The sequence below is a fragment of the Kitasatospora sp. NPDC096077 genome (assembly GCF_040303245.1).
GTDB lineage: Bacteria > Actinomycetota > Actinomycetes > Streptomycetales > Streptomycetaceae > Kitasatospora.
In genome coordinates this window covers 149,304-175,614 of the sequence record NZ_JBEOSV010000006.1, presented here as the reverse complement: position 1 = coordinate 175,614, position 26,311 = coordinate 149,304, and the positions used below count along the sequence as shown (strand labels likewise).

Annotated in this window: 21 protein-coding genes; 8 read left to right on the top strand and 13 right to left on the bottom strand. The window is 73.7% G+C overall.

From position 1 onward, the window contains the following. The first annotated feature begins 28 nt into the window (after positions 1 to 28). Both efeU and efeB read left to right on the top strand, forming a co-directional pair. On the top strand, positions 29 to 2,116 hold the full coding sequence (gene efeU / locus ABTZ03_RS08855; RefSeq protein ID WP_350512184.1) for an iron uptake transporter permease EfeU: 2,088 nt from the start codon (positions 29 to 31) through the stop codon (positions 2,114 to 2,116). Further along, positions 2,116 to 3,444 (top strand): iron uptake transporter deferrochelatase/peroxidase subunit, encoded by a 1,329-nt coding sequence (gene efeB, locus ABTZ03_RS08850; protein WP_350512183.1) that lies wholly within the window; start codon positions 2,116 to 2,118, stop codon positions 3,442 to 3,444. Before efeU ends, efeB begins: the two co-directional genes overlap by 1 nt. A 105-nt stretch (positions 3,445 to 3,549) precedes the next feature. Here efeB and ABTZ03_RS08845 read toward each other — a convergent pair whose 3' ends face one another. Together ABTZ03_RS08845 and ABTZ03_RS08840 are read right to left on the bottom strand one after the other, a co-directional pair. After that, positions 3,550 to 4,929, bottom strand: a complete 1,380-nt coding sequence (locus ABTZ03_RS08845; protein WP_350512182.1) for a HAMP domain-containing sensor histidine kinase — start codon at positions 4,927 to 4,929, stop codon at positions 3,550 to 3,552. Further along, entirely contained in the window at positions 4,926 to 5,609 is a 684-nt protein-coding gene (locus tag ABTZ03_RS08840; RefSeq protein ID WP_350512181.1) for a response regulator transcription factor, read from the bottom strand. Before ABTZ03_RS08840 ends, ABTZ03_RS08845 begins: the two co-directional genes overlap by 4 nt. A gap of 232 nt (positions 5,610 to 5,841) precedes the next feature. Between ABTZ03_RS08840 and ABTZ03_RS08835 the strand changes: the two genes are divergently transcribed. Continuing rightward, complete coding sequence (locus tag ABTZ03_RS08835) at positions 5,842 to 7,380, top strand: glutamate synthase subunit beta (RefSeq protein ID WP_350512259.1); 1,539 nt, start codon at positions 5,842 to 5,844, stop codon at positions 7,378 to 7,380. 87 nt (positions 7,381 to 7,467) lie between these two features. Here ABTZ03_RS08835 and ABTZ03_RS08830 read toward each other — a convergent pair whose 3' ends face one another. After that, complete coding sequence (locus tag ABTZ03_RS08830) at positions 7,468 to 8,043, bottom strand: hypothetical protein (RefSeq protein WP_350512180.1); 576 nt, start codon at positions 8,041 to 8,043, stop codon at positions 7,468 to 7,470. Between the two features lie 461 nt (positions 8,044 to 8,504). Here ABTZ03_RS08830 and ABTZ03_RS08825 point away from each other — a divergent pair, with 461 nt between their 5' ends. Together ABTZ03_RS08825 and ABTZ03_RS08820 are read left to right on the top strand one after the other, a co-directional pair. Next, on the top strand, positions 8,505 to 11,039 hold the full coding sequence (locus tag ABTZ03_RS08825) for a hypothetical protein (RefSeq protein WP_350512179.1): 2,535 nt from the start codon (positions 8,505 to 8,507) through the stop codon (positions 11,037 to 11,039). A gap of 73 nt (positions 11,040 to 11,112) precedes the next feature. Continuing rightward, on the top strand, positions 11,113 to 12,321 hold the full coding sequence (locus ABTZ03_RS08820) for a hypothetical protein (RefSeq protein ID WP_350512178.1): 1,209 nt from the start codon (positions 11,113 to 11,115) through the stop codon (positions 12,319 to 12,321). A gap of 65 nt (positions 12,322 to 12,386) precedes the next feature. On the opposite strand, the gene ABTZ03_RS08815 is transcribed toward ABTZ03_RS08820, so the two are convergent. Both ABTZ03_RS08815 and ABTZ03_RS08810 read right to left on the bottom strand, forming a co-directional pair. After that, complete coding sequence (locus ABTZ03_RS08815; RefSeq protein ID WP_350512177.1) at positions 12,387 to 13,856, bottom strand: TolB family protein; 1,470 nt, start codon at positions 13,854 to 13,856, stop codon at positions 12,387 to 12,389. A gap of 169 nt (positions 13,857 to 14,025) precedes the next feature. Next, positions 14,026 to 15,381 (bottom strand): MFS transporter, encoded by a 1,356-nt coding sequence (locus tag ABTZ03_RS08810; protein ID WP_350512176.1) that lies wholly within the window; start codon positions 15,379 to 15,381, stop codon positions 14,026 to 14,028. Between the two features lie 163 nt (positions 15,382 to 15,544). On the opposite strand from ABTZ03_RS08810, the gene ABTZ03_RS08805 reads away from it, so the two are divergent. Then, positions 15,545 to 16,243: a TetR/AcrR family transcriptional regulator C-terminal domain-containing protein gene (locus ABTZ03_RS08805; protein WP_350512175.1), complete on the top strand. Its 699-nt coding sequence runs from the start codon at positions 15,545 to 15,547 to the stop codon at positions 16,241 to 16,243. A 5-nt stretch (positions 16,244 to 16,248) separates the two neighbouring features. Next, on the top strand, positions 16,249 to 16,761 hold the full coding sequence (locus ABTZ03_RS08800; RefSeq protein ID WP_350512174.1) for an isochorismatase family protein: 513 nt from the start codon (positions 16,249 to 16,251) through the stop codon (positions 16,759 to 16,761). A 29-nt stretch (positions 16,762 to 16,790) separates the two neighbouring features. On the opposite strand, the gene murQ is transcribed toward ABTZ03_RS08800, so the two are convergent. From murQ to ABTZ03_RS08765, 7 genes are all read right to left on the bottom strand, one after another. Further along, entirely contained in the window at positions 16,791 to 17,762 is a 972-nt protein-coding gene (gene murQ / locus ABTZ03_RS08795; RefSeq protein WP_350512173.1) for an N-acetylmuramic acid 6-phosphate etherase, read from the bottom strand. Positions 17,763 to 17,853: 91 nt separating this feature from the next. Then, positions 17,854 to 18,534 (bottom strand): DUF6445 family protein, encoded by a 681-nt coding sequence (locus ABTZ03_RS08790; protein WP_350512172.1) that lies wholly within the window; start codon positions 18,532 to 18,534, stop codon positions 17,854 to 17,856. A 179-nt stretch (positions 18,535 to 18,713) separates the two neighbouring features. Continuing rightward, positions 18,714 to 19,727, bottom strand: a complete 1,014-nt coding sequence (locus ABTZ03_RS08785; protein ID WP_350512171.1) for an ABC transporter permease — start codon at positions 19,725 to 19,727, stop codon at positions 18,714 to 18,716. Continuing rightward, positions 19,724 to 20,692 (bottom strand): ABC transporter ATP-binding protein, encoded by a 969-nt coding sequence (locus ABTZ03_RS08780; protein WP_350512170.1) that lies wholly within the window; start codon positions 20,690 to 20,692, stop codon positions 19,724 to 19,726. The genes ABTZ03_RS08785 and ABTZ03_RS08780 overlap by 4 nt, the downstream gene beginning before the upstream one ends. A gap of 163 nt (positions 20,693 to 20,855) precedes the next feature. Continuing rightward, positions 20,856 to 21,263, bottom strand: a complete 408-nt coding sequence (locus ABTZ03_RS08775; protein ID WP_350512169.1) for a GntR family transcriptional regulator — start codon at positions 21,261 to 21,263, stop codon at positions 20,856 to 20,858. A 97-nt stretch (positions 21,264 to 21,360) separates the two neighbouring features. Beyond that, positions 21,361 to 22,971, bottom strand: coding sequence for a DUF2079 domain-containing protein (locus tag ABTZ03_RS08770; protein ID WP_350512168.1), 1,611 nt, complete (start codon positions 22,969 to 22,971; stop codon positions 21,361 to 21,363). A 59-nt stretch (positions 22,972 to 23,030) separates the two neighbouring features. Then, on the bottom strand, positions 23,031 to 24,698 hold the full coding sequence (locus ABTZ03_RS08765) for an MFS transporter (protein WP_350512167.1): 1,668 nt from the start codon (positions 24,696 to 24,698) through the stop codon (positions 23,031 to 23,033). 64 nt (positions 24,699 to 24,762) lie between these two features. Between ABTZ03_RS08765 and ABTZ03_RS08760 the strand changes: the two genes are divergently transcribed. Continuing rightward, positions 24,763 to 25,617, top strand: coding sequence for an ArsR/SmtB family transcription factor (locus ABTZ03_RS08760; protein ID WP_350512166.1), 855 nt, complete (start codon positions 24,763 to 24,765; stop codon positions 25,615 to 25,617). 72 nt (positions 25,618 to 25,689) lie between these two features. Here the strand turns inward: ABTZ03_RS08760 and ABTZ03_RS08755 are convergent, their stop codons facing one another. Continuing rightward, on the bottom strand, positions 25,690 to 26,277 hold the full coding sequence (locus tag ABTZ03_RS08755) for a TetR/AcrR family transcriptional regulator (protein ID WP_350512165.1): 588 nt from the start codon (positions 26,275 to 26,277) through the stop codon (positions 25,690 to 25,692). Positions 26,278 to 26,311: the final 34 nt, after the last annotated feature.

Below are 26,311 nucleotides of genomic sequence, written 5' to 3'. Positions count from 1 at the left end.
GGGGCGGCCCGGGGGAGGAGCCCGCTGTATGTGGGATGAGGCGTTTCCCAGCTTTCTGATCGGGCTGCGCGAAGGGTTGGAAGCCGGCCTGATCGTGTCGATCCTGGTCGCCACTCTGGTCCGGGCGGACCAGAAGGGCCGACTGCCACAGGTCTGGACCGGTGTCGCGGCGGCCGTCGCGCTCAGCCTCAGCTTCGGCGCGGTGCTCACCTTCACCGCCGCCAACCTCTCCGGCCACGCCCAGGAGGCGTTCGGCGGGGTGCTGAGCCTGATCGCGGTCGGCTTCGTCACCGTGATGGTGTTCTGGATGCGCCGCTCCGCGCGCACCCTCTCCGCCGACATCAGGGAGAAGGTCCAGGCCTCGCTGGCGATGGGCGCGGGTGCGCTGGTGCTCACCAGCTTCCTCGCCGTCGGCCGGGAGGGCCTGGAGACCTCGCTCTTCCTGTGGACCAACGCCCGCACCGCCGGTGAGTCCACCGGGCCGATCATCGGCGCGGCCGTCGGCCTGCTGCTCTCCGTCGCGCTGTGCTGGGGCCTGTACCGCCGGGCCCTGAAGATGAACCTCACCAAGTTCTTCACCATCACCGGCGCCGGGCTGATCGTGGTCGCCGCGGGCGTGCTCGGCTACGGGCTGCGCGACCTCCAGGAGTCCGGGCTGGTCGGCGGCGGCAGCAGCTACGCCTTCGACCTGAGCGGGCACCTGGACGCCTCCTCCTGGTACGCGACGCTGCTCCAGGGCACCCTCAACCTGACCGTCACCATGACGGTCCTCCAGGTCGTCGGCTACATCGCCTACCTGGGCATCGTGATGACCCTCTTCATCGAGGGCGTGCGCGGCGGCAGGACCGCTCCGGCCGCCACCAAGCCGGCGGAGGGGGAGAAGGCCGCCGCAGGGCAGGCCGGCGAGAAGGCCTCCGAGGGGCAGACCTCCGAGGGGCAGGCCGAGCCGGTGCGCCCGGGCCGTCCGCGCTGGGTGCTGCCGGTCGCGGCGATCGCCGTCCCGGTCGTGGTGGCCGGCGCCGTGATCGCGGTCAGCGACGGCAAGAAGGACAGCTCCGCCACCGTCGCGGTCTCCGAGCAGGAGTGCGGCAAGGGCTTCGGCAGCCCGCAGCCGGGCCAGCAGGTGTTCCAGATGCACAACACCGGCGACAAGACCTCCGAGGTCTACCTGGTCAACCCGGGCACCGGCTCGGTCTACGGCGAGATCGAGGGCCTGGCCCCCGGCACCACCCGCGCGCTCACCGCCACCATCGGCTCCGGCGACTACGCCTGGCGCTGCGTGCCCACCGGCGGGAAGTCCGTCACCTCCGCCTCCGTGCACGTCACCGGCGGCGCCGAGGTCAAGGCCGTCAAGCCGGTCAACGAGGACGACCTCAAGGCCCCGCTGGACAGCTACAAGGACTACGTCAACAAGGGCCTGGCGACCCTGATGACCCAGACCCAGAAGCTGCAGACCGACGTCCACTCCGGCGACCTCGCGACCGCCAAGGCCGACTGGCTCACCGCGCACCTGCAGTACGCCTCGCTCGGCGCCGCCTACGGCACCTTCGCCGACCTCGACAAGAAGATCGACGGACGCGCCGACGGCCTCCCGGGCGGGACCGCGGACCCGGGCTTCACCGGCTTCCTGCGCCTGGAGTACGGCCTCTGGCACGGCCAGTCCGTGGACGAGCTGACGCCGGTCGCCGACGAGCTCGCCCAGAACGCGGCCAAGCTGGCGCACGACTTCCCCACCCAGGACTTCGACCCGGGCGACCTCCCGCTGCGCGCCCACGAGATCCTGGAGAACACCCTCCAGTTCGAGCTGACCGGTGACACCGACATGGGCAGCGGCACCAACCTGGCCACCGCCCAGGCCAACCTGGCGGGCACCCAGGAGCTGCTGACCGTCCTGCAGCCGCTGCTCGACGACCGCGACCCGCAGGTGCTGGTCCGGGTGAACGCCGGCATGAAGCAGGTCGGAGACCTGGTCGCCGCCGCCCACCAGCCCGCGGGCTGGACCCCGGTGGACAAGCTCACCGCCGACTCCCGCCGTCAGCTGAACGGCGCCACCGGCCAGCTGCTCGAAAACCTCTCGCTCATCCCCACCCTGCTTGAGATCCGGAAGGCCGCCTGATGACCGACCACACCGCAGCCACCGGAGGCACCTGCCCGTTCCCGCACGCCGCGGCGGCCGTTCCGGCCCCGGCGGAGGGCGGCTGCCCGGCCGGACCGGCCCGGCGCAGCTTCGTGCGGGCCGCGCTCGGCGCGGGTGCCGGGGCCGCCGTGCTGGCCGGCGGGGGCTTCACCCTGGGGGCCGGTCAGGCCGTCGCCGGGGACAGCCACCAGTCCAAGACCGGCGCCGTCCCGTTCCACGGCGCCCACCAGTCCGGCGTCGGCACCCCCCAGCAGGGCTACGCGGCCTTCGTCTCCTGCCAGGTGATCGCCCAGGACCGCAAGGGCCTGGAGGACCTGTTCAAGACCCTGACCGAGCGGGTCCGCTTCCTCACCGCCGGCGGCGCCCCGGCCGACCTCGGCGTCGGCGCGCCGCCCTCGGACAGCGGCATGCTCGGCCCGACGGTGGCCACCGACAACCTGACCGTCACGGTCGGGGTCGGCGCCTCGCTGTTCGACGACCGCTACGGCCTCGCGAAGGCCAAGCCGGTCAAGCTGACGCCGATGAAGACCTTCCCCAACGACAACCTGCAGCCCGGCGAGCTGCACGGCGACCTCTCGCTGCAGATCTGCGCCGAGCAGCAGGACACCGTGCTGCACGCGCTGCGCGACATCACCCGGCACACCCGCGGCGGGATGCAGATCCTCTGGCGGATCGACGGCTTCCAGAACCCGTCCCGCCCGGACGGCGCCCAGCGCAACCTGCTGGGCTTCAAGGACGGCATCGTCAACCCGGACACCTCCTCCTCCCGGGAGATGGACCGGCTGATCTGGGTCACGGACGGGATGGGCGAGCCCGCCTGGGCCACCGGCGGCAGCTACCAGGTGATCCGGATCATCCGGATGCTGATCGAGTTCTGGGACCGCGTCTCGCTGGCCGAGCAGGAGAAGATGTTCGGCCGCCGCCGTGACACCGGCGCGCCGCTGGACGGTCGGCAGGAGAACGACGCCCCGGACTACGGCAAGGACCCGAAGGGCGAGGCGATCCCGCTCAACGCCCACATCCGGCTGGCCAACCCGCGCACCGCCGACACCGACAACTCCCGCATCCTGCGCCGCGGTTACAACTACGACCGGGGCATCGACAAGGCGGGCAACCTGGACATGGGCCTGGTGTTCTGCTGCTACCAGCAGGATGTGACGCGGCAGTTCGAGGCCACCCAGACCCGGCTGATCGACGAGCCGCTGGTGGACTACATCTCGCCGACCGGTGGCGGGTACTTCTTCGTCCTGCCGGGCGTGAAGGACGACGCCGACTGGTTCGGGCGGGGGCTGCTCGCCGCCGTCTGATCCCGGTTCCGGAACGGGCCCCGGCACGGTGCCGGGGCCCGTTCGTCGTGTCCGGCCGGTTCGGCGGGTCCGTGCCGTCGAGTCGGTTCGGCCGGCTCAGTCGGCTCAGCCGGCGAGGGTGAAGCCGATCACCGCGCCGCCGCCCTCCCGGTTGGCGGCGAAGGCGGTGCCGCCGTGCGAGCGGGCCACCTCGGCGACGATGGCCAGGCCCAGGCCCGAACCGGGCAGACTGCGGGCGGCGGTGGCCCGGTAGAAGCGGTCGAAGACCCGGTGCAGGTCGGCGTCGTCGATGCCCGGGCCGCGGTCGCGGACCTCGACCCGCCCGCCGCGGGCCACCACCTCGATCGGGGACGTCCCGGCCGGGTCGAACTTGGCCGCGTTGTCCAGCAGGTTGGCCACCGCGCGGGCCAGCGCGTCGGGACGGGCGACCACGACGGTGTCGTCCGCGTCCACGACGACCTCGCGGTTGCTGCGGCGACGGGCCTTGGCGGCGGCCTCGTGGACCACCTCCGCCAGCACCACCTCGACCGGGTCCTCGTCCGCCTTGCGGTCCGCCGCGAGCGCCACCAGCTCCTCCACCAGCCGGCTCAGCCCCCGGGCCTCCTCGGACAGGTCGGCGAGCAGCGCGACCCGCTCGGTGGGCGGCAGCCGGTCGAGGTTGGGCAGCACCGCGAGGTTGGTGCGCAGGCTGGTCAGCGGGGTGCGCAGCTCGTGCCCGGCGTCCTGGACGAGCCGGCGCTGGTTCTCCTTGGCGGTGGCCAGGCGGACCAGCATCCGGTCGAAGGCGCGGCCGAGCCGGCCCACCTCGTCCCGCCCGGAGGCGGGCACCGGGACGTCCAGGCGGCCGCTGGAGGCGACCAGTTCGGCGGCGTCGGTGAGCCGGACCAGTCGGCCGGTGATCCGCCCGGCGACCAGCCACCCGGCCCCGCCGGCGATCAGTACGACGCCGGCCACCACGGCCGCCATCTGCTGCCGCAGCCGCTCCAACAGCTCCTCGATGTCGTCGAGTTGGAGCACCACCTGGACCGCGCCGCGGCCGCCGCCGAGCGAGACCACGCCGACCCGGCAGCTGCTGCGGCCGATCCGGCGCACATCGACCACCGTCCGGGCGGGCAGCTCGGCGCGGGCGAGCTCTCGGTCGTCCGGGGTGGTCGGGAGGTCGAGGTGGGCGGTGCCCGGGAGGACGGCGCCGGTGGAGTCGAGGGCCTGGGCGGTGACCCGGATCGGGTGCAGCAGCTGCTCGCCGAGTCCGCTCGGGCTGTTGAAGTCCCCCGGGAACAGCTTCTCGCGCTGGACCTGGCCGCTGACCGCGCTGACGGCCGAGGTGAAGTCGTCCGTCTCGTCGTCCCGGATCAGCCGGGCGGCGGCGTGGTAGCCGAGCAAGCCGATCACCACCGCGACCAGGGCGGCCATCGCGGCGAAGGCGAGCGAGAGGGTGGTGCGCAGGCCCGGGCGCGGCAGGCGGCGGCGCGCCGGGCCGATCACGGCTCGCGCAGCGTGTAGCCGACGCCGCGGACGGTGTGGATCAGCGGGGTGAGGCCGGGGCGGTCGAGTTTGCGGCGCAGGTAGCCGATGAACACCGCGAGGTTCTTCGAGCCGGGGCCGAAGTCGTAGCCCCAGATCCGCTCGTACAGGGTGGTCTGGTCGAGCACGGCGCCGGAGTTGCGGGCGAGCAGCTCCAGCAGGTCGAACTCGGTGCGGGAGAGTTCGAGTTCGCGGCCGCCGCGCCAGGCCCGGCGGGCCGGCGGCTCGACCCGGAGGTCGGCGACGGTGAGCACGTCCTCGGTGGTCTCCGACGGCGGGTTGCGGCGCAGCAGGGCGCGCAGGCGGGCGAACAGCTCGTCCACGTCGAAGGGCTTGACCAGGTAGTCGTCCGCCCCCGCATCCAGGCCGGCGATCCGGTCCGGGACCTCGACCCGGGCGGTGAGCATCAGCACCGGGGTGCGGTCGCCGGTGGCGCGCAGTCGGCGGCAGACCTCCAGGCCGTCCGGCGAGGGCATCATCACGTCGAGCACCAGGACGTCCGGTCGCTGTTCGGCGAGGACGGCGAGGGTCTGGGTGCCGTCGGCGGCGATCCGTACCCGGTAGCCCTCCAGCGTCAGGGCGCGGGTGAGCGAATCGCGGATGGCGCGGTCGTCCTCGGCGATCAGCACGGTGTGGGTCATGCGGGAGATTGTCCCTGGCGTGCTCACGGCAGGGGAGGGCGGGGCGCCGGGTTCTCGGCCGCCGCGGGTGTCGCCCGCTGCTTCGTGGGCGTACGGTGGCCACACGGTGGCGTGCCGGTGGGCGGGCCCGGTGTGGTGGGCCCGGTCGGGCGGGGCTGGTGGGACGGGGCCTGTACGGCGGGCCGCCGGTCCGAGTCGGCGAGCACCGCCGGAGGCCGTGATGGCAGACGCGATGGCAGGGCGGATGGCCTTCCTCACCACCCCGCGCGCGGAGCGGGCGAGGCGGGACGCGCGCGAGCGGCTCGGGGACTGGCGGGAGGTGTACCGGCCGGGGACGCCGCTGCCGCTGGTGAGCGGGCAGGCGGCACGCTGCATGGACTGCGGGCTGCCGTTCTGCCACGCGGCATGTCCGCTGGGCAACCTCGTCCCGGAGTGGAACCGGCTGACGGCCGACGGGGACTGGCGGGCCGCGGCCGCCCGGCTGCTGGCCACCAACAACTTCCCCGAGTTCACCGGGCGGCTCTGCCCGGCGCCGTGCGAGAGCGCGTGCGTACTGGCGATCGACGGGGCCGCGGTGGCGATCAAGAACGTCGAGCTGGCGATCGCCGACCGGGCCTGGGCGGAGGGCTGGGACCGGCCGCAGCGGCCCGAGCGGCCGGAGCCGGGCGGGCGGGTGGCGGTGGTCGGCTCCGGCCCGGCCGGGCTGGCCGCCGCCCAGCAGCTGACCCGGGCCGGGCACGCGACCACGGTCTTCGAACGGGCCGACCGCCCGGGCGGGCTGCTGCGCTACGGGATCCCGCCGTTCCGGCTGGAGAAGCACCGGCTGGAACGGCGGCTGGACCAGCTGCGGGCCGAGGGCACCGAGTTCCGCACCGGGGTGTGGGTCGGGCGGGACGTCACGGCGGAGCAGCTGCGCTCCGGGTACGACGCGGTGGTGGTCGCGGTGGGCGCGGGCGCCCACCGGGAACCGGGGGTGCCCGGGTGCGGGCTGGCCGGGGTGCACCCGGCGATGGAGTACCTGACCTGGGCGAACCGGGTGGACGAGGGGGACCGGGCGTGCTCACCGCTGTCCGCCGAGGGACGGCGGGTGGTGATCATCGGCGGCGGGGACACCGCGGCCGACTGCCTGGGGACGGCGCTCCGGCAGGGCGCGGCCTCGGTCACCCAGCTGGACATCAACCCGTGTCCGCCGGAGCGCCGGGGGGCGGGACAGCCGTGGCCGGTCCATCCCAAGGTGTACCGGGAGACGACCTCGCACGAGGAGTCGGGGGCGGTGCTGGAAGGGGCGGTGCTGGAAGGGGAGGCGGCGGACGGGGGCGCGGCGGACCGGGCCGAGGTTCCGGACGGTTGCGGGCGGGCGTTCGAGGCGGTCACGGTCGGGTTCGAGCCGGGGCCGGACGGGCGGCTGGCGGCCGTCCGGGTCGCCGCGGCCGAGCTGGTCGGGCGCGGGCCCCGGGCGGGCACCGAGCGGGTGCTCCCGGCGGAGCTGGCGCTGTTCGCGCTGGGCTTCACCGGGCCGGAGCCGGACCAGCCGCTGTTCGCCCAACTCGGTCTGGGCATCGGGCCGGAGGGCACCCTGGAGCGGGACGACGGGTTCGGCACCGCCGTGGACGGGGTGTTCGTCGCCGGGGACGCCGGACGGGGCCAGTCGCTGATCGTCTGGGCGATCGCCGAGGGCCGGGCGGTGGCGGCGGCGGTGGACCGCCATCTGCGCGGGCGGACCGAACTCCCGGCGCCGGTACGGGCGTCGGCGCGGGCCCTGGTGCTGTGAGGGGCCCGCGCCGAGGGGTGGGAGTCCCGCGCCGAGGGGTGGCAGGCCCGCGCCTCGTGGCTGGGGGCCCGTGCCGTCGGGCGTCGGTCAGCTGAGGCCGAGGACCGAGAGCGCGGTGGTCCAGTTGGTGGCGATGGCCTGCTGGGCGGGGACCAGGTTCACCTGGCGGTTGCAGACGGCGCGGTAGAGCTTGTACTCCACGGTGTCCTTGTCGGTGGAGGTCAGGCCGCTCGGGTCGGCCGCGTAGCGCGGCTCGGGCCAGAGGTTCTTCGGGTCGGTCGGGTGGCCGCCGAGCGAGAGCGGGATGAAGTGGTCCTCCTCGTAGTCGGCGGTGTCGGTGTCGGCGTAGCCGTACTGGGCGATCTGCTGCACCTTCAGACGGTTGGTGTACGAGGTGGAGGGGCGGATCGAGGTGCTGTAGCCCGGCACGCAGATGGTGTCGTCGATGGTGTCCTGGGTGACGTCCGGGTTGGTGGCGCCGGGGGTGCAGGCCGGGTCGGGCAGCGGCAGGTAGGACTGTGAGCAGCTGAGGTCGAGGGCGGCGCGGGTGTGCGCGGCCGGGGTGTGGGCGGTGGCCGCGTGCGCGGTGCCGGCGGTCGCGAGGGCGGCCGCGGCGAGTACGGCGATGGCGACGACGGGGGCGATGCGGTGGGTGCGAAGCATGGGGGGAAGCTCCCTGTCACGGGCCCGGTGCGGGATGCCGGGCGGTGTGTGTCCATGCCACCATCGGCGGATCTATGCGAGTAGACGGGAGGCGGTTAATAGTTGACGAAGCGTCAGTTGTCCTGACCGGGGCAAGAGTTCGCTTGACGTGGACCGGTCGGGTGGGGCGTGCAGGCTGCTCGGAGGGCGTGTGGTGTGGCTGCGCGCCGGTGTGCACCTCCGCGCAACGCGTGGTGCGGCGCGCGCCGTTCGTGCGCGGTGCGTCAGGGGTGCGCCGCCGGGTAGGTCGCGGGCAGCAGATCGATCAAGGGGGGCTCGTCATGACCGACCGCATCCCGGGGGCGCCCGGGCAATCGACCGCATCGCCCTGGCCGGGCGGTGCCCAGCCGGTTGAACCGTCGTGGCCCGGAGGAGCCAAGCCGGTCGGATCGCCCTGGCCCGGCGGCACGCCGTCGCGGCCCGTGCTCGCCCACGCGGCCCGCAGCATCGACAAGGCCACCCTCGTCCCGCTGAAGGTGGACGCGCCGCCGCACGGCCCGGGCCTGGTCGAGCACGCCTACCTGCGCCGGCTCGACCCCCGGCCGGACGAAGTGACGGCGCTGCGCGGGCGGTTGACGGCCGAGCTGCCCTGGGAGCTGCTCGCCGCCTCGGCGGCCGACCCCGGCGACCGGCGGGCGCGGGCCGCTGCGCTGGCTGCCCTGGACGGGCCCGCGCTGCGCGAACTCGGCGGCGAACTGGAGCGGTTGCGCCGGGCGGACGCCAGTGCCGAGGGCCGGGCCCGGGCCGGTCGGGCCGCCGCCGCGAACGCCGCCTACGACCACAACGCGGCCGTCGACCCGATCGGTCTGATGAACCTGGAACGGCTGGAGATGGCCCCGGCCGGGATCGAGCGGGGTGAACTCGTCGCGACCGTACCGCTCGCGCCGCTGGAGGAGACGGCCGTCACCCAGAAGGAGTGGTCCGTCACCTCCAAGGAGTTCAGCTCGATCGTCACCGACTCGCTGGAGAACGTCAGCGAGACCGGCGTCACCGACAACACCGAACTCGCCCAGTCCACCACCAGCCAGCTCCAGCACAGCAACCAGTTCAACGTCACCGGCACCGTCTCCGGCGGGATCCCGCTGATCTCGGGCTCCGCCACCTCCGGGATGACCAGCCAGAGCGCCGACTCGCAGTCCGCCACCGACAGCCGCAAGCACGCCACCACGATCACCCAGAAGGCCTCCGCGCGGACCAAGCAGGAGCACAAGACCACCATCACCACCACCACGGTGACCGGCTCCTCGGAGACCACCACCCGCACCCTGAAGAACGCCAGCCCCACCGACCCGGTCCGGATCGACTACTTCAGCATGATGCGCAAGTGGCGGGTGCGGCTCTACCGTTCCGGGCTGCGGCTGACCTACGACCTGGCGATCCCCGAGCCGGCCGGCGCCCTGCGCCAGTCGTACGCCGAACTCGCTGCGCTGGAATCGAAGTTGGGCCCGTTCCAGTTCGACGTGCCGCACTCCGACATCACCGAGGAGATCCGCGCCGGGGAGACCCAGGCGCACTACCTGGTGCTCGCCGAGAAGTACGGCGCCGCGGTGCCGCTCGCCCCCGGCGCGCACCCGGACATCCACGTCAACGTCACCGCGCCGAACAACGACGGCGCCGGCATCTTCGACGCGCCGCCGCTCAACGTCCCGGACCGGTACTGGATCAAGAAGCTGATGTTCCAGTTCACCTCGGAGAGCCGCACCGGCGAGTACAACTACAACCTGAAGGTGCTCGGCAGCAGCATCCCCGAGTGGAACGAGCCGTTCGGCACCCATGGCCCGGTCGACCTCGCCGACCCGGCCAACGGCGGCCTGCTGGCGCACGCGAGCGGGCCGTGCGTGGTCAGCTTCCACCTGGTCAACAACCGGCAGACCTGGCTGAGCCTGACCGCCGTCGTCGAACCCACCGACGAGGCGCGCCGGCAGTGGCAGAACGACGTCTGGGCCGCCCTGTTCAACGCAGCCCAGACCAAGTACTACGCCGAACAGCAGGACCTCGCCGCCCGCGCCGCCGCGCTGCGCGACCGCCTCAACGGCGTGGACACCCTCACGCTGCGGCGCGAGGAGAGCGACGAGATCATGAAGGGCGTGCTGCGCTTCCTGCTCGGGGTGGACTACCACCTGATGCCGGCGGAGGTGGTGGACGCCGTCACGGCCTCGGTCGGCGGCGACCTCGACCTGCTGCGCCACGGCGCGGGCTTCCCCGGCGACGCCACCGGCGCGCTCGGGGTGAGCGCCGCGGCCTGGTCGGCGGTGCTCGGCCACGAGGCGGAGGTGGCCTTCGTCAACCAGGCCATCGAATGGGAGAACGTGGTCACCTTCCTCTACTCCTACTTCTGGGACGCGCCCGCCGCCTGGCCCTTCGTCAGCCGGATCCAGCACCCGGACGCCAACCGGCAGGCCTTCCTGCGGGCGGGCAGCGCCCGGGTGGTGCTCACCGTGCGCAAGGGCTGGGAGGAGGCCTGGGTGCGGTTCGCCGAGGGCGGCTACCACGGCGCCCAACTACCCCCCGACCACCCGTACCTGAGCATCGCCCGGGAGATCGCCGCCTACGACGACCGCAACTATCCGGGCATCCCGCCGGCCAACCCGGGCAGCAGTTCGCTGCTGCTGGAGGACGAGGTGGTGACCACCTGCGCGGCCGTGGTCGCGCCGGCCGCCGGGGGAGCGCCGGTGCTGGTGCCGGTCGCCTCCAGCGCGGGCTTCGACCCGGACACCGCGGTCGTGGTGGACGAGTACGACGACCGGCGGATCCAGGAGACCGCCCGGGTGGTCCGGGTGCCGGACGACGGCCATCTGCTGCTGAGCGGGCTGACCCACCGGCACGACGGCACCCTGACGCCGTTCCCGGTCCGCCGCCCCGGCCACCGGGGCACGCTGATCGCGGAGTGGAACGAGTACACGCCCACCTCGGGGACGGACATCGCGGTGAGCAGCCCGTTGAAGGACATCTCGTGAGCGAGCGTAGCGAGCGAACCATCGAGGGGTGCGTATGGGCGAATGCCCCTGCCGAGCGGAGCGAGGCGGGCGCATGAGTTTTCTCAGGGATTCCGACACCTGCCTGCTGCTGGGCAAGGCGCGCGCGGAGCCGCCGACGGTCTTCGAGTACCTGGCGGCCGAGCTGTGGGTGCGCCACCACTTCGGGGTGGACTTCGACGCCCGGCCCGGCGCGACCTGGGTGACCTTCCAGCTGGACCGGATCTCCGAGTGGTGGGGCACCCCGCGCCGGGACCGGCTCGGCCCGGAGGAGGCACTGCCGTACGGGCGGCTCACCGCCCAACCGCAGGACCCGGTGCTGCGGATGGTGCTCCAGGTGCTGTCCGAGGACCTGCACAACATCTACCCGACGGCCAAGGTCGACGCGATCAAGCGGATGCTGAAGGACAAGAGCACCCCGGCGGTGAAGCTGGTCAAGGCGATCCGCGAGCTCACCCCGGGCGGCGCGCTCAAGCCCGATCTGCTCGGCCTCCAGAACCACGTCCCCGAGCTGCGGATGGAGGCGCTGGAGGTCGGCACCGAGGACGGCGCCCTGGACACCTACCGCGAACTCCAGGGCAAGATCGCGGTGTTGCGGGACCCGTGTGCCCGGGTGATCGAGAACCGGTTGATCGCCCTGCAGCGCACCGCCGTCAAGCAACTGCCGTACACGGTGGTGGCGGCCGGTACCGACTGGCGGCTCGGGGCCGGGCTGAAGATCCTGCCGATGCCGGTCAACGTCACCGAGCAGAACGGGGAGACGTACGTCGACTGGATCTGCTACTGGCCCACCGACCGGGCCGACTTCCGCGACCACCCGAGGCCGGACCAGGGGCGGCCGGGCTACGACGGGCTGGTGTTGTACCACATCCATCGGGTCCCGCTGCGGGCGGTGCAGCTGCCCGACAAGATCCGGGAGGCGATGCTCAACCTGATCCGTGCCCGGCAGCGGCCGGGGCCGCTCGGGCCCACGCTGGTACCCGAGTTGGCGGTGGCCGTCGAGCGCGACCGGCGGCTGTTCACCCCCGAGGGCGAACTGTTCCTGGTCGGGCTGGGGGCGGTCGGGCTGCTGGCCCTGGGGGTGTGGGCGGCCGCAGGATCGGGGGTGGTGGCGGGGCTGGGGGCGGTGGCCAAGGGCGGGCTGGCCGCAGCCGCGGCCGCGCCCGAGGTGTTCTTCGGGGCGGTCGCGGCCACGGCCAATCTGGCGGATCAACTGTGGTCGGTGATCTCCCAGTTGGGGTACGCGTTGCCGGCCCACGGGTAGCCGGTCCGGCTTCGGCGGGCGGGGCTGCGCGTCGGGGTCAGTGCTTCGGGGTCAGTGCTTCGCTGTCATTGCTTCGGCAGGCGGCGGAGGAACACGTCCGAGACCTTGTTGGTGTCGCCCGGGACGAGGGTGCCGTCCTCCGAGGTGAACACCACCGTGGTGCCTCGGGCGTCCACGTACGGGTCGTAGGCGGCGCCGGCGGACTCCGAGCCGTCCGGTGCCAGGCTGATCCGCTCGGTGCGGCCGGTCCACAGGTCGCGCCGGAAGACGTCGGAGACGGTCTTGGTGTCACCGGGCACCAGGTTGCCGGCCGAGGATTCGAAGTAGACCCAGCGGTCGTCGGCGGTCATCCGGCCGTTGAAGGAGTCACGGGTGGTCTTGGTGCCCGGCAGGCCGACGCTGACCAGGGTCTCGGTGCCCGCCTCCAGGTCCCGGGCGTAGACCTCGAAGTGCCGGTCCGCCCAGCCGTCGCCGTGCTGCACCCAGGTGGAGAAGACCAGGTAGCGGCCGTCCGGGCTGAGCGAGGGGGAGTCCCCGCCGCGCCAGCCGCCCTGGCCGTCCGGGGTGCCCAGGACGGTTTCCTCGGAACGCAGGTCGCGTACGTAGATCGGGTAGAGGTGCGGCTTGAGCAACTGGGGGTGGTCGGCGCCGGCCGGGGACCCGGCGGGGGCGCCGAGGCCGAACCGCTCGTCGGAGTCCTGGCCGGATTCGGCGGTCAGCCGCCGGGCCGCCTCGGGGGCGAGTGCGCCCGGCCGGTCGGTGCCGATGATGTTGCTCGCCTTGGAGACGAAGGCGACCGAGCCGCCGTCGGCGCTGATCACCGGGGAGGCGGAGGAGCCGTTCGCCTCCTTGCCGTCCGCGCCGATGCTGACCAGGCGGTTCTCGCCGGTCCGCAGGTCGTGGACGTAGATGTTGGCGCCCTGCCAGGTGACCGTGCCGGGGGCGAGGTCGGAGCGGTTGGACTGGAAGGCGATGTAGCGGCCGTCCCGGCTGATCGTCGGGTGGTCGGAGAACTTGCCCTGCTGGGACTGCCCCGGCTCCTCGCCGACGGAGACCAGGGTGGTCTCGCCGGTCCAGCGGTCGTGTACGTAGACGTCCTCGAAGCCCAGGGCGGCGCCCGGTACGAGGTTGGTGGCGTAGGAGCTGAAGGTGACGTAGCGGCCGTTGCCGCTGATGGCGGCGCTGAGGGCGTCGCCGTCGGCCTGCGCGCCGTCCGGGCCGGTGTCGACCCGTTCGATGCCGCCAGTGCGCAGGTCGCGGACGAAGACGTCGCTCTTGCCGTTGGTGTCGCCGGGCACCAGGTTGGTGGCCCGCGAGGTGAACACGGCGTAGCGGCCGTCGGCACTCAGGCCGCCGGCCTGCGAGGCGCCGTCGGGCTGGGCGCCACCGAGCCCGACGGAGACGCGTTCGGTGCCCGGCTTGTGGTGGGTGCCGTCGGCGTGGGCCGCCTGGGTGGTGGTGAGCGCCAAGGCGGCGGCCGCGCCGACGGCGCAGGCGGCGCGCAGCAGGCGCGTGGTGGTGTGCGGGCTGGTCATCTGGTCCCTCCCCTGGGAACGGCCGGGCCGCGTCGACGGTGACGTCCGGTGCTGCTGTGGTGTCGGAATCCCCGGCGGCCGGCTCCGGGTGAGCCAATCGTCGGGCGGGGTGGATGGTCAATGGCGGTGGTTGCGGAGCGACGGATTCACGTCAGAAGGGGGTCGGTGCTCAGGTCCGGTTCGGCGTGGGGTGCGGGTGCGGGGCGCCCTGCGGTTCGAGGGCGCGCTGGTCGTAGCGCCAGAGCGCGGGGAGGGCGGCGGTCAGGACGGCGCTGCCGCCGAGGCAGAGCAGGCCGCCGGTGCCCAGTGCGGCCCGGATGCCCCGGCCGGCGGCGAGCCCGCCGGCCCGCAGGTCGCCGAGGGCCGGTCCGGCGGAGCCGATCATCAGCTCCAGTCCGGCGGTGCGGCCACGGAGTTCGTCCGGAACGGACCGGTTCCAGATGGCGCTGCGGAAGGTGTCGCCGATCCAGTGGCCGCCGCCCGCGACGGCCAGGCAGAGCAGCACCGTCCACAGCCCGGGGGCGACGGCGGCCGCGGCGGTGGCCGCGCCGACCAGGGCGGCGGAGAGCAGCACCAGCCGCCCGTGCCGGTGCACCCGTCCGGTCCAGCCGCCGGTGGCGGCCGCGGCCAGGCTGCCCGCGGCGGACGCAGAGTAGAGCAGGCCGAGGGCCCACTCCGCGTCCAACTCCTGGGCCAGGAAGGGGAACAGTGCGGTGGGCAGGGCGAAGACGGTGGCGCCGAGGTCGGCCAGGTAGGTGCCCAGCAGGTCGGGCCGCCGCGCCGCGTAGTGGACGCCCTCGGTGAACTCGCGCAACGCCGGCGCCTCGGCGTCCCGGGACGAGGGGACGGGCCGTACCCGGGCGAGCAGGGCGATCGACAGCAGGAAGGTGGCGAGGTCCACCAGGTACGCCGCCGGGACGCCGGCCGTGGCGATCAGCAGCCCGGCGGCCGCCGGGCCGACCACGCCGCCGATGCTCCAGCGCAGCGAGAGCAGCGCTCCGGCCGCCACCAACTGCTCCGGCGGTACCAGGCGAGGGATCATCGCCTCCACCGAGGGCTGCTGGAGGCCCTGGATCGCCGCCGCCAGGCCGGCGGCGAGGTAGAGCGGCCAGAGGGCCGGTGTGCCGAGCAGGGCGTTGGCCAGCAGCAGGGCGCTGAGCAGGGCGAGCGCGACCTCGGTGGCCAGGGCGACGGTGCGGCGGTCGGCGCGGTCGGCGAGGACTCCGCCGTACAGGCCGAACAGGACGGTGGGCGCCAGCTCGACCGCGCCGACGGCCCCGACGGCGAGCGGCGAGCCGGTGAGGTGGGCGATCTGCAGCGGGACCGCCGTCATGGTGAAGACCGAGCCGAGCAGGGTGATCGTGCCGGAGGTCCAGGTGAGCCGGAAGTCGCGGGAGGAGCGCCAGGGCGTGGTGTCGGGCAGCAGACGGCGGAGCTTGGGCAGGGGGTTGCGGGGCCTGGGCTGTGGGTCGTGGGGCCCGGGCTGTGGGCCGTGGGGCCCGGGCCCGGCTGGATCTGGGGTCAATGCGGGGTCCTCGGTGTGCTCGGTGTTCTCGGTGTTCTCGGGGTCCTCGGCCGCTCTTGGGGTGCGGGCCACGGCCACGGAGCCCTTATCGGTGATAAGGACGGGATCGGAACTTATCGGCGATAAGGTGGGTCCGCAAGTGGATTACCGGGAGGCCGATCCGATGGCGTTGCAACGTGACGAGGTGGTGCGCACCGCGCTGCGCGTGCTCAACGAGGAGGGCATCGACGGGCTCAGCACCCGGCGGCTCGCCCGCGAGCTCGGCGTGCAGTCGCCGGCGCTCTACTGGCACTTCAAGAACAAGCGCGAACTGCTCGACCTGATGGCCGAGGCGATGCTCGCCGAAGCCCTCCCGCCCGACCGCGAACCGGACCCGGAGCACTGGCCGGACTGGATCGCCGCCGACGCCCGGGCCAAGCGGAGCGCCCTGCTCGCCTACCGCGACGGCGCCCGGGTGCACGCCGGAACCCTGCCCACCGAGGACGAACTCCCGGCCGTCGAAGCGCAGTTGAGCGCACTGTGCCGGTCCGGGCTGCGCCCGCGCACCGCGCTGCGGCTGCTGCTGACCGTCGACCGGTACATCATGGGCTGGGTCACCGAGGAGCAGGCCTGGCGGCAGGACGCCGCGGAACGGGCCCGGCCACCCTTCCCCGACGAGGCGCTGCGCGGGCTGCCGCTGCTGAGCGAGGCGGTCGACGTGCTGCGGATGACCGACCACGACGCCGACTTCGAGTACGGGCTGCGGGTGCTGATCGAGGGCTTCCGGGTGGAGATCGCGCGGGAGGCGGCGGAAGGGGCGGGCGGTGCTGACGGTGCAGACGGTGCTCAGGGTTCGGGTGTGACGGGGGATGGGCTAGCGTGAGCGCCATGACCACCCTTGAACCCGGCAGTACCGCGCTGGTCCTGATCGACCTGATGGACCGGATCGTCGCCAATCAGCTCGCGCCGCACACCGGCCCGGAGGTGGTCGCGGCCTCGCTGCGCCTGGCCGAGGAGTTCCGCGCGGCCGGCGCCCCCGTGGTGGCGGTGCGGGTCGAGCGGCCGGGCGTCGCCGAACAGCCGCCCGGCAGCGAACTGTCGGCCGAGGTCGAGGCGGTGGCCGACGAGGTCGTGGTGAAGCGCACCATCGGCGCCTTCCAGGGCACCGGACTGCACGAACTGCTCCAGGCCCGGGGCGTGCGCACGCTGGTTTTCACCGGGATCGCCACCAACCTCGGCGTCGAGTCCAGCGCCCGCGCGGCCGCCGACCACGGCTACCGACTGGTGTTCGTCGAGGACGCGATGACCGGGCTGACGGAGGCGGAGCACCGGGCCTCGGTGGAGCTGAACTTCCCGCGGCTGGGCGAGGTCGTGACGGCGGCGGACCTGCAGCTCGGGTAACCGCTGGTCACGCGCGGGCGGTTGCGGGGCTAGGCGGGCGGCGGGCCCTGGTGGCGGGCGCGTTCCAGGGCGTCGCGCAGCCGTCCGTCCGAAGCCTTGAGGAGTTGGGCGGCGGTGGGTGCGTCCACGTCGGCGAGCAGCACCAGGATCGCGTCCTTGGTGCGGCCGTCGGTGGCGCCGAGGGCGCGGCCGACGGCGTCCCGGTCGGCGCCGGTGGCCTCGGCGACGATCCGGCGGGCACGCTCGCGGAGCTTGGTGTTGGTGGCCCGCAGATCGACCATCAGGTTTCCGTACGTACGTCCGAGGTGGACCATCACGGCCGTGGACAGCAGGTTGAGCACCAGCTTCTGCGCGGTGCCCGCCTTGAGCCGGGTGGACCCGGCCAGCACCTCCGGGCCGACCTCCACCTCGATGCCCAGCTCCGCCGCCGCCACCAGCGCCGAGCCCCGGTTGCACGCCAGTCCGACGGTCAGTGCCCCGGCCGTGCGGGCGGCGTGGATCGCGGCCAGCGGGTACGGGGTGCGGCCGGACGCGGACACGCCCACCAGGGTGTCGGCCGGGGTCAGTGCGAGCGCCGCGACATCGGCCTCGGCCAGGTCGGTGCGGTCCTCGGCGCCCTCGACGGCCGCCGTCACGGCCGTCCGGCCACCCGCGATCAGGCCCACGACCAGGGCCGGATCGGTGCCGAAGGTCGGCGGGCACTCGGCGGCGTCCAGCACTCCGAGCCGTCCGGCGGTGCCGGCCCCGGCGTAGACCAGCCGGCCGCCGCGGGCCATCCGGGCGGCCACGGCGTCGACCACGGCGGCGATCCGCGGCAACTCCCCGGCGACGGCGGCGGGAACGGTGCGGTCCTCGGCGTTCATCAGGCGGAGCAGGTCGAGGGTGGGCAGCCGGTCGATCCCGGCCCAGTCGGGGCGGACCGTCTCGGTGGGGGGTACGGCGTCGGGGGTCGGGTCCGGGGTCGAGCCGGGGGTCGGGTCAGAGGTCGGGTCGGAGGTCATGCGGCGAGCGTCCCCGGGCGGGGGCGGTTCGAACCCCCTGGTCGTGCCGTCCGGGAGTCGGAGTGTTCAGCTGGTCGGGCCGTCCCGTTCGTCAGGCCATCCAGAAGAACACGGCCGTCATCCGGCGGTCCGCGAGTTCGGCGCCGTAGTAGTCGGTGGCGCTGTGGATGAGGTTGGCGTGGTAGAGGAGCAGTTGGTTGTAGCGGTTGGGGACGCGGACGTCCTCGGTGAAGTGGTCGGCGGGGACGTGGCGGGTGCCGAGCGCCTCGACCAGGTTGTTGTGCGGGGCGTTGACCAGGTTGCCACCGAGCCGCCCGCCGGGGAACTGCTGGCGGTAGAAGCTGGTGCCGGCGTCCTTGGGGGCGCCCGGGCTGAGGTAGAGCACGGCGGCGTAGCGGCAGAGCGCGCGGGAGTCGGTGTGCGGACGGGACTCCGACTCGCCGGCGCCGACGACCTGGACGCAGTTGTGGTTGAGCGTGCCGCCGCCCGGGGTGCTCTGCACCCAGAGCCGGGAGGCGCCGGTCGCCTTGCGGACCTGGGCCTCGACCCGCGCCAGCTCGTCCGGTTCCAGGCCCGGCATGGTCCGCAGGCCGGGCCAGGTCTCGGGCCGGTGCGGGTAGCCCTCGGTCCAGTCGCCGCGGGTCAGGACGCGTTCGCGGACGGCGTCCGGGTCGGGCAGGACGTTGTCCAGGACCCAGTAGTCCCGGCCGCGGGTGGGCTTGCGGTAGGGCAGGACCGGCAGTGCGGTGGGCCTGATGGGCTGTGAGGGCATGGGCCGACCATAGGTGGGCCGGGAGTCAACTATCTGCCGTGAACAGGTCAACCTTTCGCCAAGTGCCGCGCGGCCGGGGGAGGTCCGCCGCCCCGCCGTCGCCAGGCCGTCGCCTCGCCCTCGCCCGGCCGTCGCCCCGCCCTGGCGACGGCCGATCCCGCTGCCGACGGGGCGGGGGTTCAGCGGCGGATGAGGCGGAAGACCGCGAGCAGGGCGCCGGCGGTGAGCGCCAACAGGATCCCGGACTCGACGAGTTGGATCGGGACGAGATGGCCGGCGGGGTGGTAGCTCAGCCAGGTGTTGACGGCCCCGTCGCAGGAGTGCGGGTCGAAGCACGACTCGGTGCTGATGCGCCTGCCGTCGGGGAACACCGTCTTGACGTCGACCAGCCACGCGTTGTTGGGCTGCATGGCCCCCAGCGGAACCACCGCGTCGACGGTGGAGTGGAAGGAGGGACGGGCCCAGCGCATCAGGCCGTGGGTGATCGCGACCAGTGCGGCGGTGAGGAACATCGCGGGCAGGGTGCGGCGCACCACCTGGCCGACCAGGACGCCCAGGGCCAGGGTGAACAGGGACCAGGCGATCGGGGCCAGTCCGAGCGCCGGGTAGGTGAAGAACTGGAACGGCGGGTCGAACGAGGCCGGGCCCTTGATGAGGTCGTTCCACCACACCCAGGTCATCAGCGAGGCGAGCACCCCGGTCAGGGCCAGTACGGCGAGACCCGGCACCGCGAGGCGGGCGGCCAGCCAGCGTACGGGGCTGACGGACTGGGCGCGGATCAGTCGGATCGTGCCCCGCTCGTGCTCCTGGGCCAGCAGTGGCGCGCCGATGAACACGCCGATGAGCAACGGAACGGCGGTGACGACGGGTTGGAGCACCGAGGTGAACCAGAAGTACGGTTCGTTGATCGGCGCGAGGACCGTCCAGCACGCGTCGCTGTTCGAGGTGTAGCAGCCCGTTCGCCGCAGCACGCCCACGATGTGCTGGCTGGCGACGTGGACCCAGATGAGATTGGCCGAGGTCAGGACCGTCAGAGCCACCAACAGCCAGAGCAGCAGTCGGTTCTGACGGAGCGACAGCCAGAGCAGGCCGCGGAGCCGGGGGGTCGCGGAGCGCTCCCGGATGGCCGGGGCGGCGGGGGCGGCGGTGGCGGGAGCCGGCCTCGCGGGGTCGGTCAGGGCGTCGGTGCTCATGCTGCCTTCTCGTCGTTCGCCGGGGTGCCGGCTTCCGGGCGGGAGTCGGTCCCGTGGGAGGCGCTCGGGTGAGGGCCGGTGTCGCGGGAGGCGGCGGCGGGGGAGGCGGCCGGTGAGCGGAGGTAGCCGAGCAACAGCTCGTCCAGGCTGGGCCGTTCGCTCTCCCAGGGCCCGTCCAGCGGTTCCCCGGTGCGCACCAGGGCGCTCGCCCGGCGCCCGCCGATCCGCTGCTCGATCACCACCTCGGGCGGGAGCTCGGTACTCCCGGCGGGCCCGGAGAGCAGCTGGTGTCCGTCCAGGATCTCGTCCAGGTCGCCGGACAGCCGGATCCGTCCGCCCTGGACGAGCAGCAGGTGGTCGATGACGCCGTCCAGCTCGGGGAGGATGTGCGAGGACACCACGATGGTCGTGCCGCGTTCGGCGACGGTCGACATCAGGGTGCCCATCAGCTGGTGCCGGGCGAGCGGGTCGAGGTCGGCCATCGGCTCGTCGAGCAGCAGCAGTTCGGGGAGCTTGCCGACGGCCAGCGCCAGCGACACCCGGGTCCGCTGGCCCCCGGAGAGCGAGCCGATCCGCGCCCGGGGCCGCAACTCGCCCTGGTCGACGACCTGCTGGGCCGCCTCCTGGTCCCAGACCGGATTGAGCTCGCGGCCCATCCGCAGGGTCTCGGCGACGGTGAGGCCCGGGTAGAGCGGCTTGTCCTGGGCCACGTAGGCGACCCGGGCGCGCTGCTCCGGGGTGCCGGCCGGTTCGCCGAACACCCGCAACTCTCCCTCGGAGGCTTCGAGTTGGCGGGCGGCGAGGGAGAGCAGGGTGCTCTTGCCGGCCCCGTTGGGGCCCACCACGCCGCAGATCCGCCCGGCCGGCACGGTGAAGTCGCAGTCCCGCAGGGCCCAGCCGCCCCGGTACTGCCTGCCGAGTCCGACGGCCTCCAGCGCCGGAGCCACGGTTGTCGGGTCGTTCACCCGGTCCCCCCACTGTTCTCGGTTCGGTGCTGCCGAGGCGGCCCTCGGCGTGGTGCGTGGTTCGGTTGGATGTGCGGTGGCGTGCCGAGGTGGTCCTCGGCGGTGGTGCGTGGCCCGGTTGGACCTGCGGTGCCGTGCCGTGCCGAGGCGGCCCCGGCACCGCTCAGTTCGGCGTGGCCGGGGATACCCCGCTGTCGAAGCGCTGCTCCAGCACGGAGGTCATCAGCGCGGCGATGTCCTCGCGCTCCAGCCCGGCTTCCCGGGCCCGGTCCACCCAGCCGACCAGGTCCGCCCGCAGGGGCCCGTCGGCGGCCGCCTCCGGTCGGGCGAGCGAGCGCCGGACGAAGGTGCCGAGTCCCGGCCGGGGCTCGACCAGTCCCTCACGTTCGAGTTCGCGGTAGGCCTTCAGCACGGTGTTGGGGTTGATCGCGGTCAGTTCGACCACCTCGCGGGCGGTCGGCAGCTTGTCCCCCGGCTGCAGCATGCCGAGCCGCAGCGCCTGTTTGGTCTGCTGCACGATCTGCTGGTACGTGGAGACGCCGCTGCGCCGATCGATGCGGTACTCGATCACACCCGTTGCGGCCTTTCACTAGTTCAATAGTGGAATGGTGTCCCACTGCGACGCGTTGGTCAAGCGGGACCCGGGGGTGGGGGGCGGTCGGGTTCGGTCAGGGCCGTTTGAGCAGGAGCAGGTCGTCCCGGTCGACCACCAGGCGGTAGCCGTGGCTGCGGTAGGCCGTCACCATGCGGGTGGTGGCGGCGGTGGCGCACGGGGACTGCACACTCGGATCGCGCAGGTCGACGGCCACCCACTCCGGTCCGGAGCCGACCGGGTCCTGGCACACCAGAGTGACCTCCGCCCGACCGGTGAGCTGGGCGGCCAGGTGGTTGGAGGCCGCCACGGTCGCGTCGTCCGGTATCAGGCGGAGCATCGCCCGGGTCTCGGTGAGCCGGGGCGAGGTGCTCCAGGCCTCGGGCATCACCACCTCGTGCAGCGGATAGAGCGGCAACGTCACGACCGTCGCCAGGGCGGTCACGGCGAGTGCGCGCCGGACCGGGCGGGTGGTGGGGTGGTGCGGGGTGTCGGCGGGGTCGTGAGCGGCCGTCGGGAGTCGGACGTGATGTGCGGCCGTGTGCCGGACGCGGCGGACGGCGTCGATCAGGGCGGCGAACACGATCGGCATCAGGACCGCGCTGTAGTGGTAACTGACGCCCCAGTAGTGCGGGTTGGCCGAGATCAGCCGCCAGGCCAGGGTGGGGGCGCAGAGCAGGACGAGCGGTGAGCGCAGGCCGAGGAAGCCGGTGGTGGCGGCGAGCAGGAACAGCAGCAGCCACTTGATCGGCGGCCATCCGAGCCGCAGGGGCGCGGTCCAGAGCGTGCTCCAGGACGTGGCGTGGCCGCCGCCGTCCAGCTGCTGCCAGTAGTCGAAGCCGCCGTGCGGGTTGAAGGCCGGCAGCGCGACGAGCACGGTGAGCGCGGTCGCGGCGAGGCCGAGAGCGGCGAGGGCGAGTCCGGGCAGCGGGGTGCGCCGGTCCTCTCGGGCCTGCCAGGCGATCAGCAGGCCGACGGCGGCCACCGTCAACCCCAGGTCCTCCTTGACCAGCAGCAGCGGCAGCGACCAGAGGGCGGCGGCCAGCGGTCGGCGCCGACCGAGCGCGGTGGCGGTGAAGGCGAGCAACGGGACGGCGAACGCGATCTCGTGGAAGTCGTCGGCCGCGGCCCGGACGATTCCCCAGGAGGCCCCGGTGGCGCAGCCGACGAGCAGCGCCACCCGCGGTCCGGCGACCTCGTGGGCCCAGCGGGTGAGCGGGACGACGGCCAGTGCCATCAGCAGGGCCTGGGCCACGATCAGGGTCAGCGGGGTGGGGAAGGCCCGGTAGACGGGGGCGAGGGTGGCGATCAGTGGGTGGAAGTGGTCGCCGAGCAGGTTGTAGCCGGGGCCCTTGAGCGGCACGATCGGCGCCCGGCCGTGAGCGTACGCCCGGACGGCCTGCTCGAAGATCCCCAGGTCGTAGGCCTTGGTGAGGCCGCGTCGGTGCCGGTTGACGGCGACGCAGGTGTAGAGCGCGGCGAAGCCGGCCGCGAGGCCCCAGGCCAGGACCGCGGGGTGCCGGGGGAGCGGGATGGTGCGGGGGTGGCGGAGGGCGTACAGGAGGCGGGTGGCGCGGGGGAAGCGGACGGTGCGGGGGAAGCGGGCCGGTTGCAGTAGGCGGGGGGTCGGTTCCGGGAGGGGGTGGGCCGGGGTGAGCGGAGGGATGGGGGTGAGGGGCGCCGGCATGGGCAAAGTACCCTTTCACTATTCGAATAGTGAAAGGGTGGTGGAAGCGCGAGGGAGCGTCAAGCCCGGTCCGGCGGCGCCGTCCGGGCCTTTGACGTGCTCGTTTTCGGGTGTTGTGGAGGGGAGTCGGCGGGTTCGGGGAGGTCGGACGGGTGCGGACTGTGTGGGCGGGGGCGGGTCCGCTTCGTCAGGCGGGCGGACGCTCGGTCGGTGCGGTCAGCCGGTGCGGTCGGCCGGAAGGTGTACGCCCACAGGGCCGCGGCGGCAGCGGAGGCGAGGGCGATCAGCCACAGCACGGCGTGCAGTCCCCGGGAGAAGGGCTGGGCGGCGGTGACCAGTGTGCCGAAGGCGGCGACGCCGGCCGCCGATCCGGACTGCCGGGCGGTGTTGAGCGCGGCCGCGGCGATGCCCGCGCGGGCTTTGGCGACGGTGCCGAGAGCCGGTGCGGTCGCCGCCGGGGAGATGAATCCGCCCGCGAGTCCGATCACCACCATGGGCGCGAGCACCCTCCAGTACGGGGAGGATCCGGAGGCGCCCAGCAGCCCCAACGCCCCGACCGCGTAAGCACCGAAGGCCACGCACATCGACCGGCGCGGACCGAGCAGCCGTGCCGTCCGGGCGGAGCCGAAGCCGCCGACGGCGACGCTCGCGGTCAGCGGCAGCAGGGCCAGTCCGGCCCGGACCGGCGGATAGCCGCGCACCTGCTGGAAGTAGAGGCCGCAGACGAACAGCAGGCCGTAGAAGACCAGCGCCGAGGTCGCGGAGACCACGGTGGAGGCCGCGAAGACCCGGTCGCGGAACAGCGACAGCGGGAGCATCGGATGCCGACTGCGCCGTTCGGCGAGGAGGAAGGCCGCCGCGGCCACGCCGGACAGCGCGAGGGCCGCCCACACCAGCGGTGCGTTCCAGTCGCGGCCCTGGATGAGCACCGTGATCGGTAGGCCGAGTGCGAGGATCGCGGTCAACTGGCCGGTCAGGTCGAGGCGTTGCGGTGTCGGGAGGGTGGGAGGGTGCGTGGCCCGCTTTCCCGTGGCCCGTTTCCCTGCGATCGGCTTCCCTGTGCTCGGCTTCCCGGTGGCCCGCTGCTCGGTGACCCGCCGCGCCAGCCACACCCCGGCGAGTCCGACCGGCAGGTTGACGAAGAAGGCGGCGCGCCAGCCGAGCCAGGAGATCAGGCCGCCGCCGATCACCGGCCCCGCGGCCATCGCGACGCCGCCCAGCGACATCCAGATCCCGATCGCCCGGGCCCGCGACTCCGGCTCCGGGTGCGCCTGGTCGATCAGGGGGAGGGCGGCCGGGACGAGGAGGGCCGCACCGAGGCCCTGCACCGCACGCCCGGCGGCCAGCAGGGGGAGGCCGGTCGCCAGCCCGCAGCCGGCGGAGGCCGCGGTGAACAGCGACAGTCCCGCCAGGTAGGCCCGGCGGGCGCCCCAGCGGTCCGCGAGGGTGCCGCCGGTCAGCAGCAGCGCGGCGAACGCGAGCGTGTAGGCGTTCACCACCCACTGCAGCCCGTCGACACCGACACCGAGGCTGCCGGAGATGCCGTGCAGGGCGACGTTCACGATCGAGGCGTCCAGCAGGACGATGACGTAACTGACCCCGGTCGCCGCCAGCACCCGTCGGTGCAGCCGGGGGCGGGGGGTCGGACGGGGCGTCGGGCCGGGTGTAGGGACAGGTGTCGGGCCGGGGAACGGAGGTTGCGGTACGGAGAGGGCCTTCTCGTTCATGCCCCGAGGATGGTGGCGATCCGCTTCCACGCCGGTGGAAGCGTTCCCGGTCCACAATGGCCGGATGACCCCATCCGAGCGCACCGGCGAACCGGACATCGCCCGTGTGGCGGGCCTGTTCGCCAACGGCACCCGAGCCCGCATTCTGATGGCGCTCGCCGGGGGCCGCAGCCTGCCCGCGGGCGAGCTGGCCGAGCACGCGGGCGTCACGCCCCAGGCCGCCAGCGCCCAGTTGAACCGGCTCGTCCGGGCCGGGCTGATCACCGTCCGGCCGTCGGGGCGCAACCGGTACTACGAGCTCGCCGACCGCCGGATCGCCGAGCTGATGGAGGGTCTGGCCGCACTCGCCCCGCCCCAGACGGCGCCGCGGACGCTGCGTGCCGGCAACCGCAACGAGGCGCTGCGCCGGGGGCGGGTCTGTTTCGACCACACCGCGGGGCGGCTCGGGGTGGCGCTCACGGAGGGCCTGTTGAGCAGGGGGGCGCTGGTTCCGGCGGGTGGGGTGGGGCTCGCGGCCGGGGTCCGGCCGGTGGTCGGCGCCGATCCTGCTGCCGGTGGTGCTGCTGACGCTGAGTACCCGTATCGGCTCGGGCCGGCGGCGATACCGGTGCTGACCGGCCTGGGTGTGCCGGAGAGCCGCCTCGTGGACGACCAGCGGCGCCCGCTGCTGCGCTTCTGCCTGGACTGGACCGAGCAGCGGCACCACCTGGCCGGGCGACTCGGCGCGGAGTTGCTCGATGCCTTCACCACGGCCGGATGGATCGCCCGGGCGCCGCGCAGCCGCGCGCTGCGGCTGACCCCGGTGGGGGAGGAGGAGCTGGCCGGCCGACTGGGCATGGGCGCGGGCGGTGCCGGTGGTGCGGCCGGTGCGGGCACAGGTGGTGCGGGCACGGGTGGTGCGGGGGTCGGTGCCGGGTGACGGGTGGCTTCTCGGCGCGGGCCGAGTGGGCTGCCGCGTGGGTGGCCGTGTGGGTGGCCGCGCGCGGTCGGGTCAGTCCGTAGGAGTGCTGCCCGACCAGCCGCTGTCGAGCAGGTCGAAGATCCGGGCGAGGGCGGCCTCGGGGTCCCGGTCCGCGCGGACGAGTGTGGTGGCTTCGAGGGCGAAGTGGGCCAGCGCCCGGCAGCCGGGGTCGTCGGACGGCAGTCCGGCGTCCTCCGCGATCGCCGTGGCCAGGGCGTTCTCGTGGCGCAGCCACATGCGGCGGGCGTATTCGCGCAGTGCCGGGGTGGTATCGACCAGGCGGAGGAAGTCGGGGAACCGGGGGTCCGTGCGGACCCGGCGGGAGCGGTCGTCCAGCAGCAGCCGGTGCAGGGCCCGCGGGACCGACAGGTCGGTCGGGCGCTCGCGGACCGCCCCGACCAGGGCCGCTTCGCGGTCGAGGTCCTGGTCGAAGACCAGCGCCTCCTTGCCGTCGGGGAAGTGCTTGAACAGCGTCGTCACGGAGACGTCGGCCGCGTCGGCGATCTCGCGCACGCCGACGTCGTCGTAGCCGCGTTCCAGGAACAGGCGCAGTGCCGCGTCCGCCAGGGCCTGGCGGGTGGCTGCCTTCTTGCGCTCGCGGCGCCCGGTTTCGGTCACCCGGTCACTCTACCCGCTTTCATGGAGCGGATTA

Coding starts and splice junctions, on each gene's coding strand:
- efeU (WP_350512184.1), top strand. CDS start 29: ATGTGGGATGAGGCGTTTCCCAGCTTTCTGATCGGGCTGCGCGAAGGG.
- efeB (WP_350512183.1), top strand. CDS start 2,116: ATGACCGACCACACCGCAGCCACCGGAGGCACCTGCCCGTTCCCGCAC.
- ABTZ03_RS08840 (WP_350512181.1), bottom strand. CDS start 5,609: ATGACCCACACCGTGCTGATCGCCGAGGACGACCGCGCCATCCGCGAT.
- ABTZ03_RS08835 (WP_350512259.1), top strand. CDS start 5,842: ATGGCAGGGCGGATGGCCTTCCTCACCACCCCGCGCGCGGAGCGGGCG.
- ABTZ03_RS08830 (WP_350512180.1), bottom strand. CDS start 8,043: ATGCTTCGCACCCACCGCATCGCCCCCGTCGTCGCCATCGCCGTACTC.
- ABTZ03_RS08820 (WP_350512178.1), top strand. CDS start 11,113: ATGAGTTTTCTCAGGGATTCCGACACCTGCCTGCTGCTGGGCAAGGCG.
- ABTZ03_RS08815 (WP_350512177.1), bottom strand. CDS start 13,856: ATGACCAGCCCGCACACCACCACGCGCCTGCTGCGCGCCGCCTGCGCC.
- ABTZ03_RS08805 (WP_350512175.1), top strand. CDS start 15,545: ATGGCGTTGCAACGTGACGAGGTGGTGCGCACCGCGCTGCGCGTGCTC.
- ABTZ03_RS08800 (WP_350512174.1), top strand. CDS start 16,249: ATGACCACCCTTGAACCCGGCAGTACCGCGCTGGTCCTGATCGACCTG.
- murQ (WP_350512173.1), bottom strand. CDS start 17,762: ATGACCTCCGACCCGACCTCTGACCCGACCCCCGGCTCGACCCCGGAC.
- ABTZ03_RS08790 (WP_350512172.1), bottom strand. CDS start 18,534: ATGCCCTCACAGCCCATCAGGCCCACCGCACTGCCGGTCCTGCCCTAC.
- ABTZ03_RS08785 (WP_350512171.1), bottom strand. CDS start 19,727: ATGAGCACCGACGCCCTGACCGACCCCGCGAGGCCGGCTCCCGCCACC.
- ABTZ03_RS08770 (WP_350512168.1), bottom strand. CDS start 22,971: ATGCCGGCGCCCCTCACCCCCATCCCTCCGCTCACCCCGGCCCACCCC.
- ABTZ03_RS08765 (WP_350512167.1), bottom strand. CDS start 24,698: ATGAACGAGAAGGCCCTCTCCGTACCGCAACCTCCGTTCCCCGGCCCG.
- ABTZ03_RS08760 (WP_350512166.1), top strand. CDS start 24,763: ATGACCCCATCCGAGCGCACCGGCGAACCGGACATCGCCCGTGTGGCG.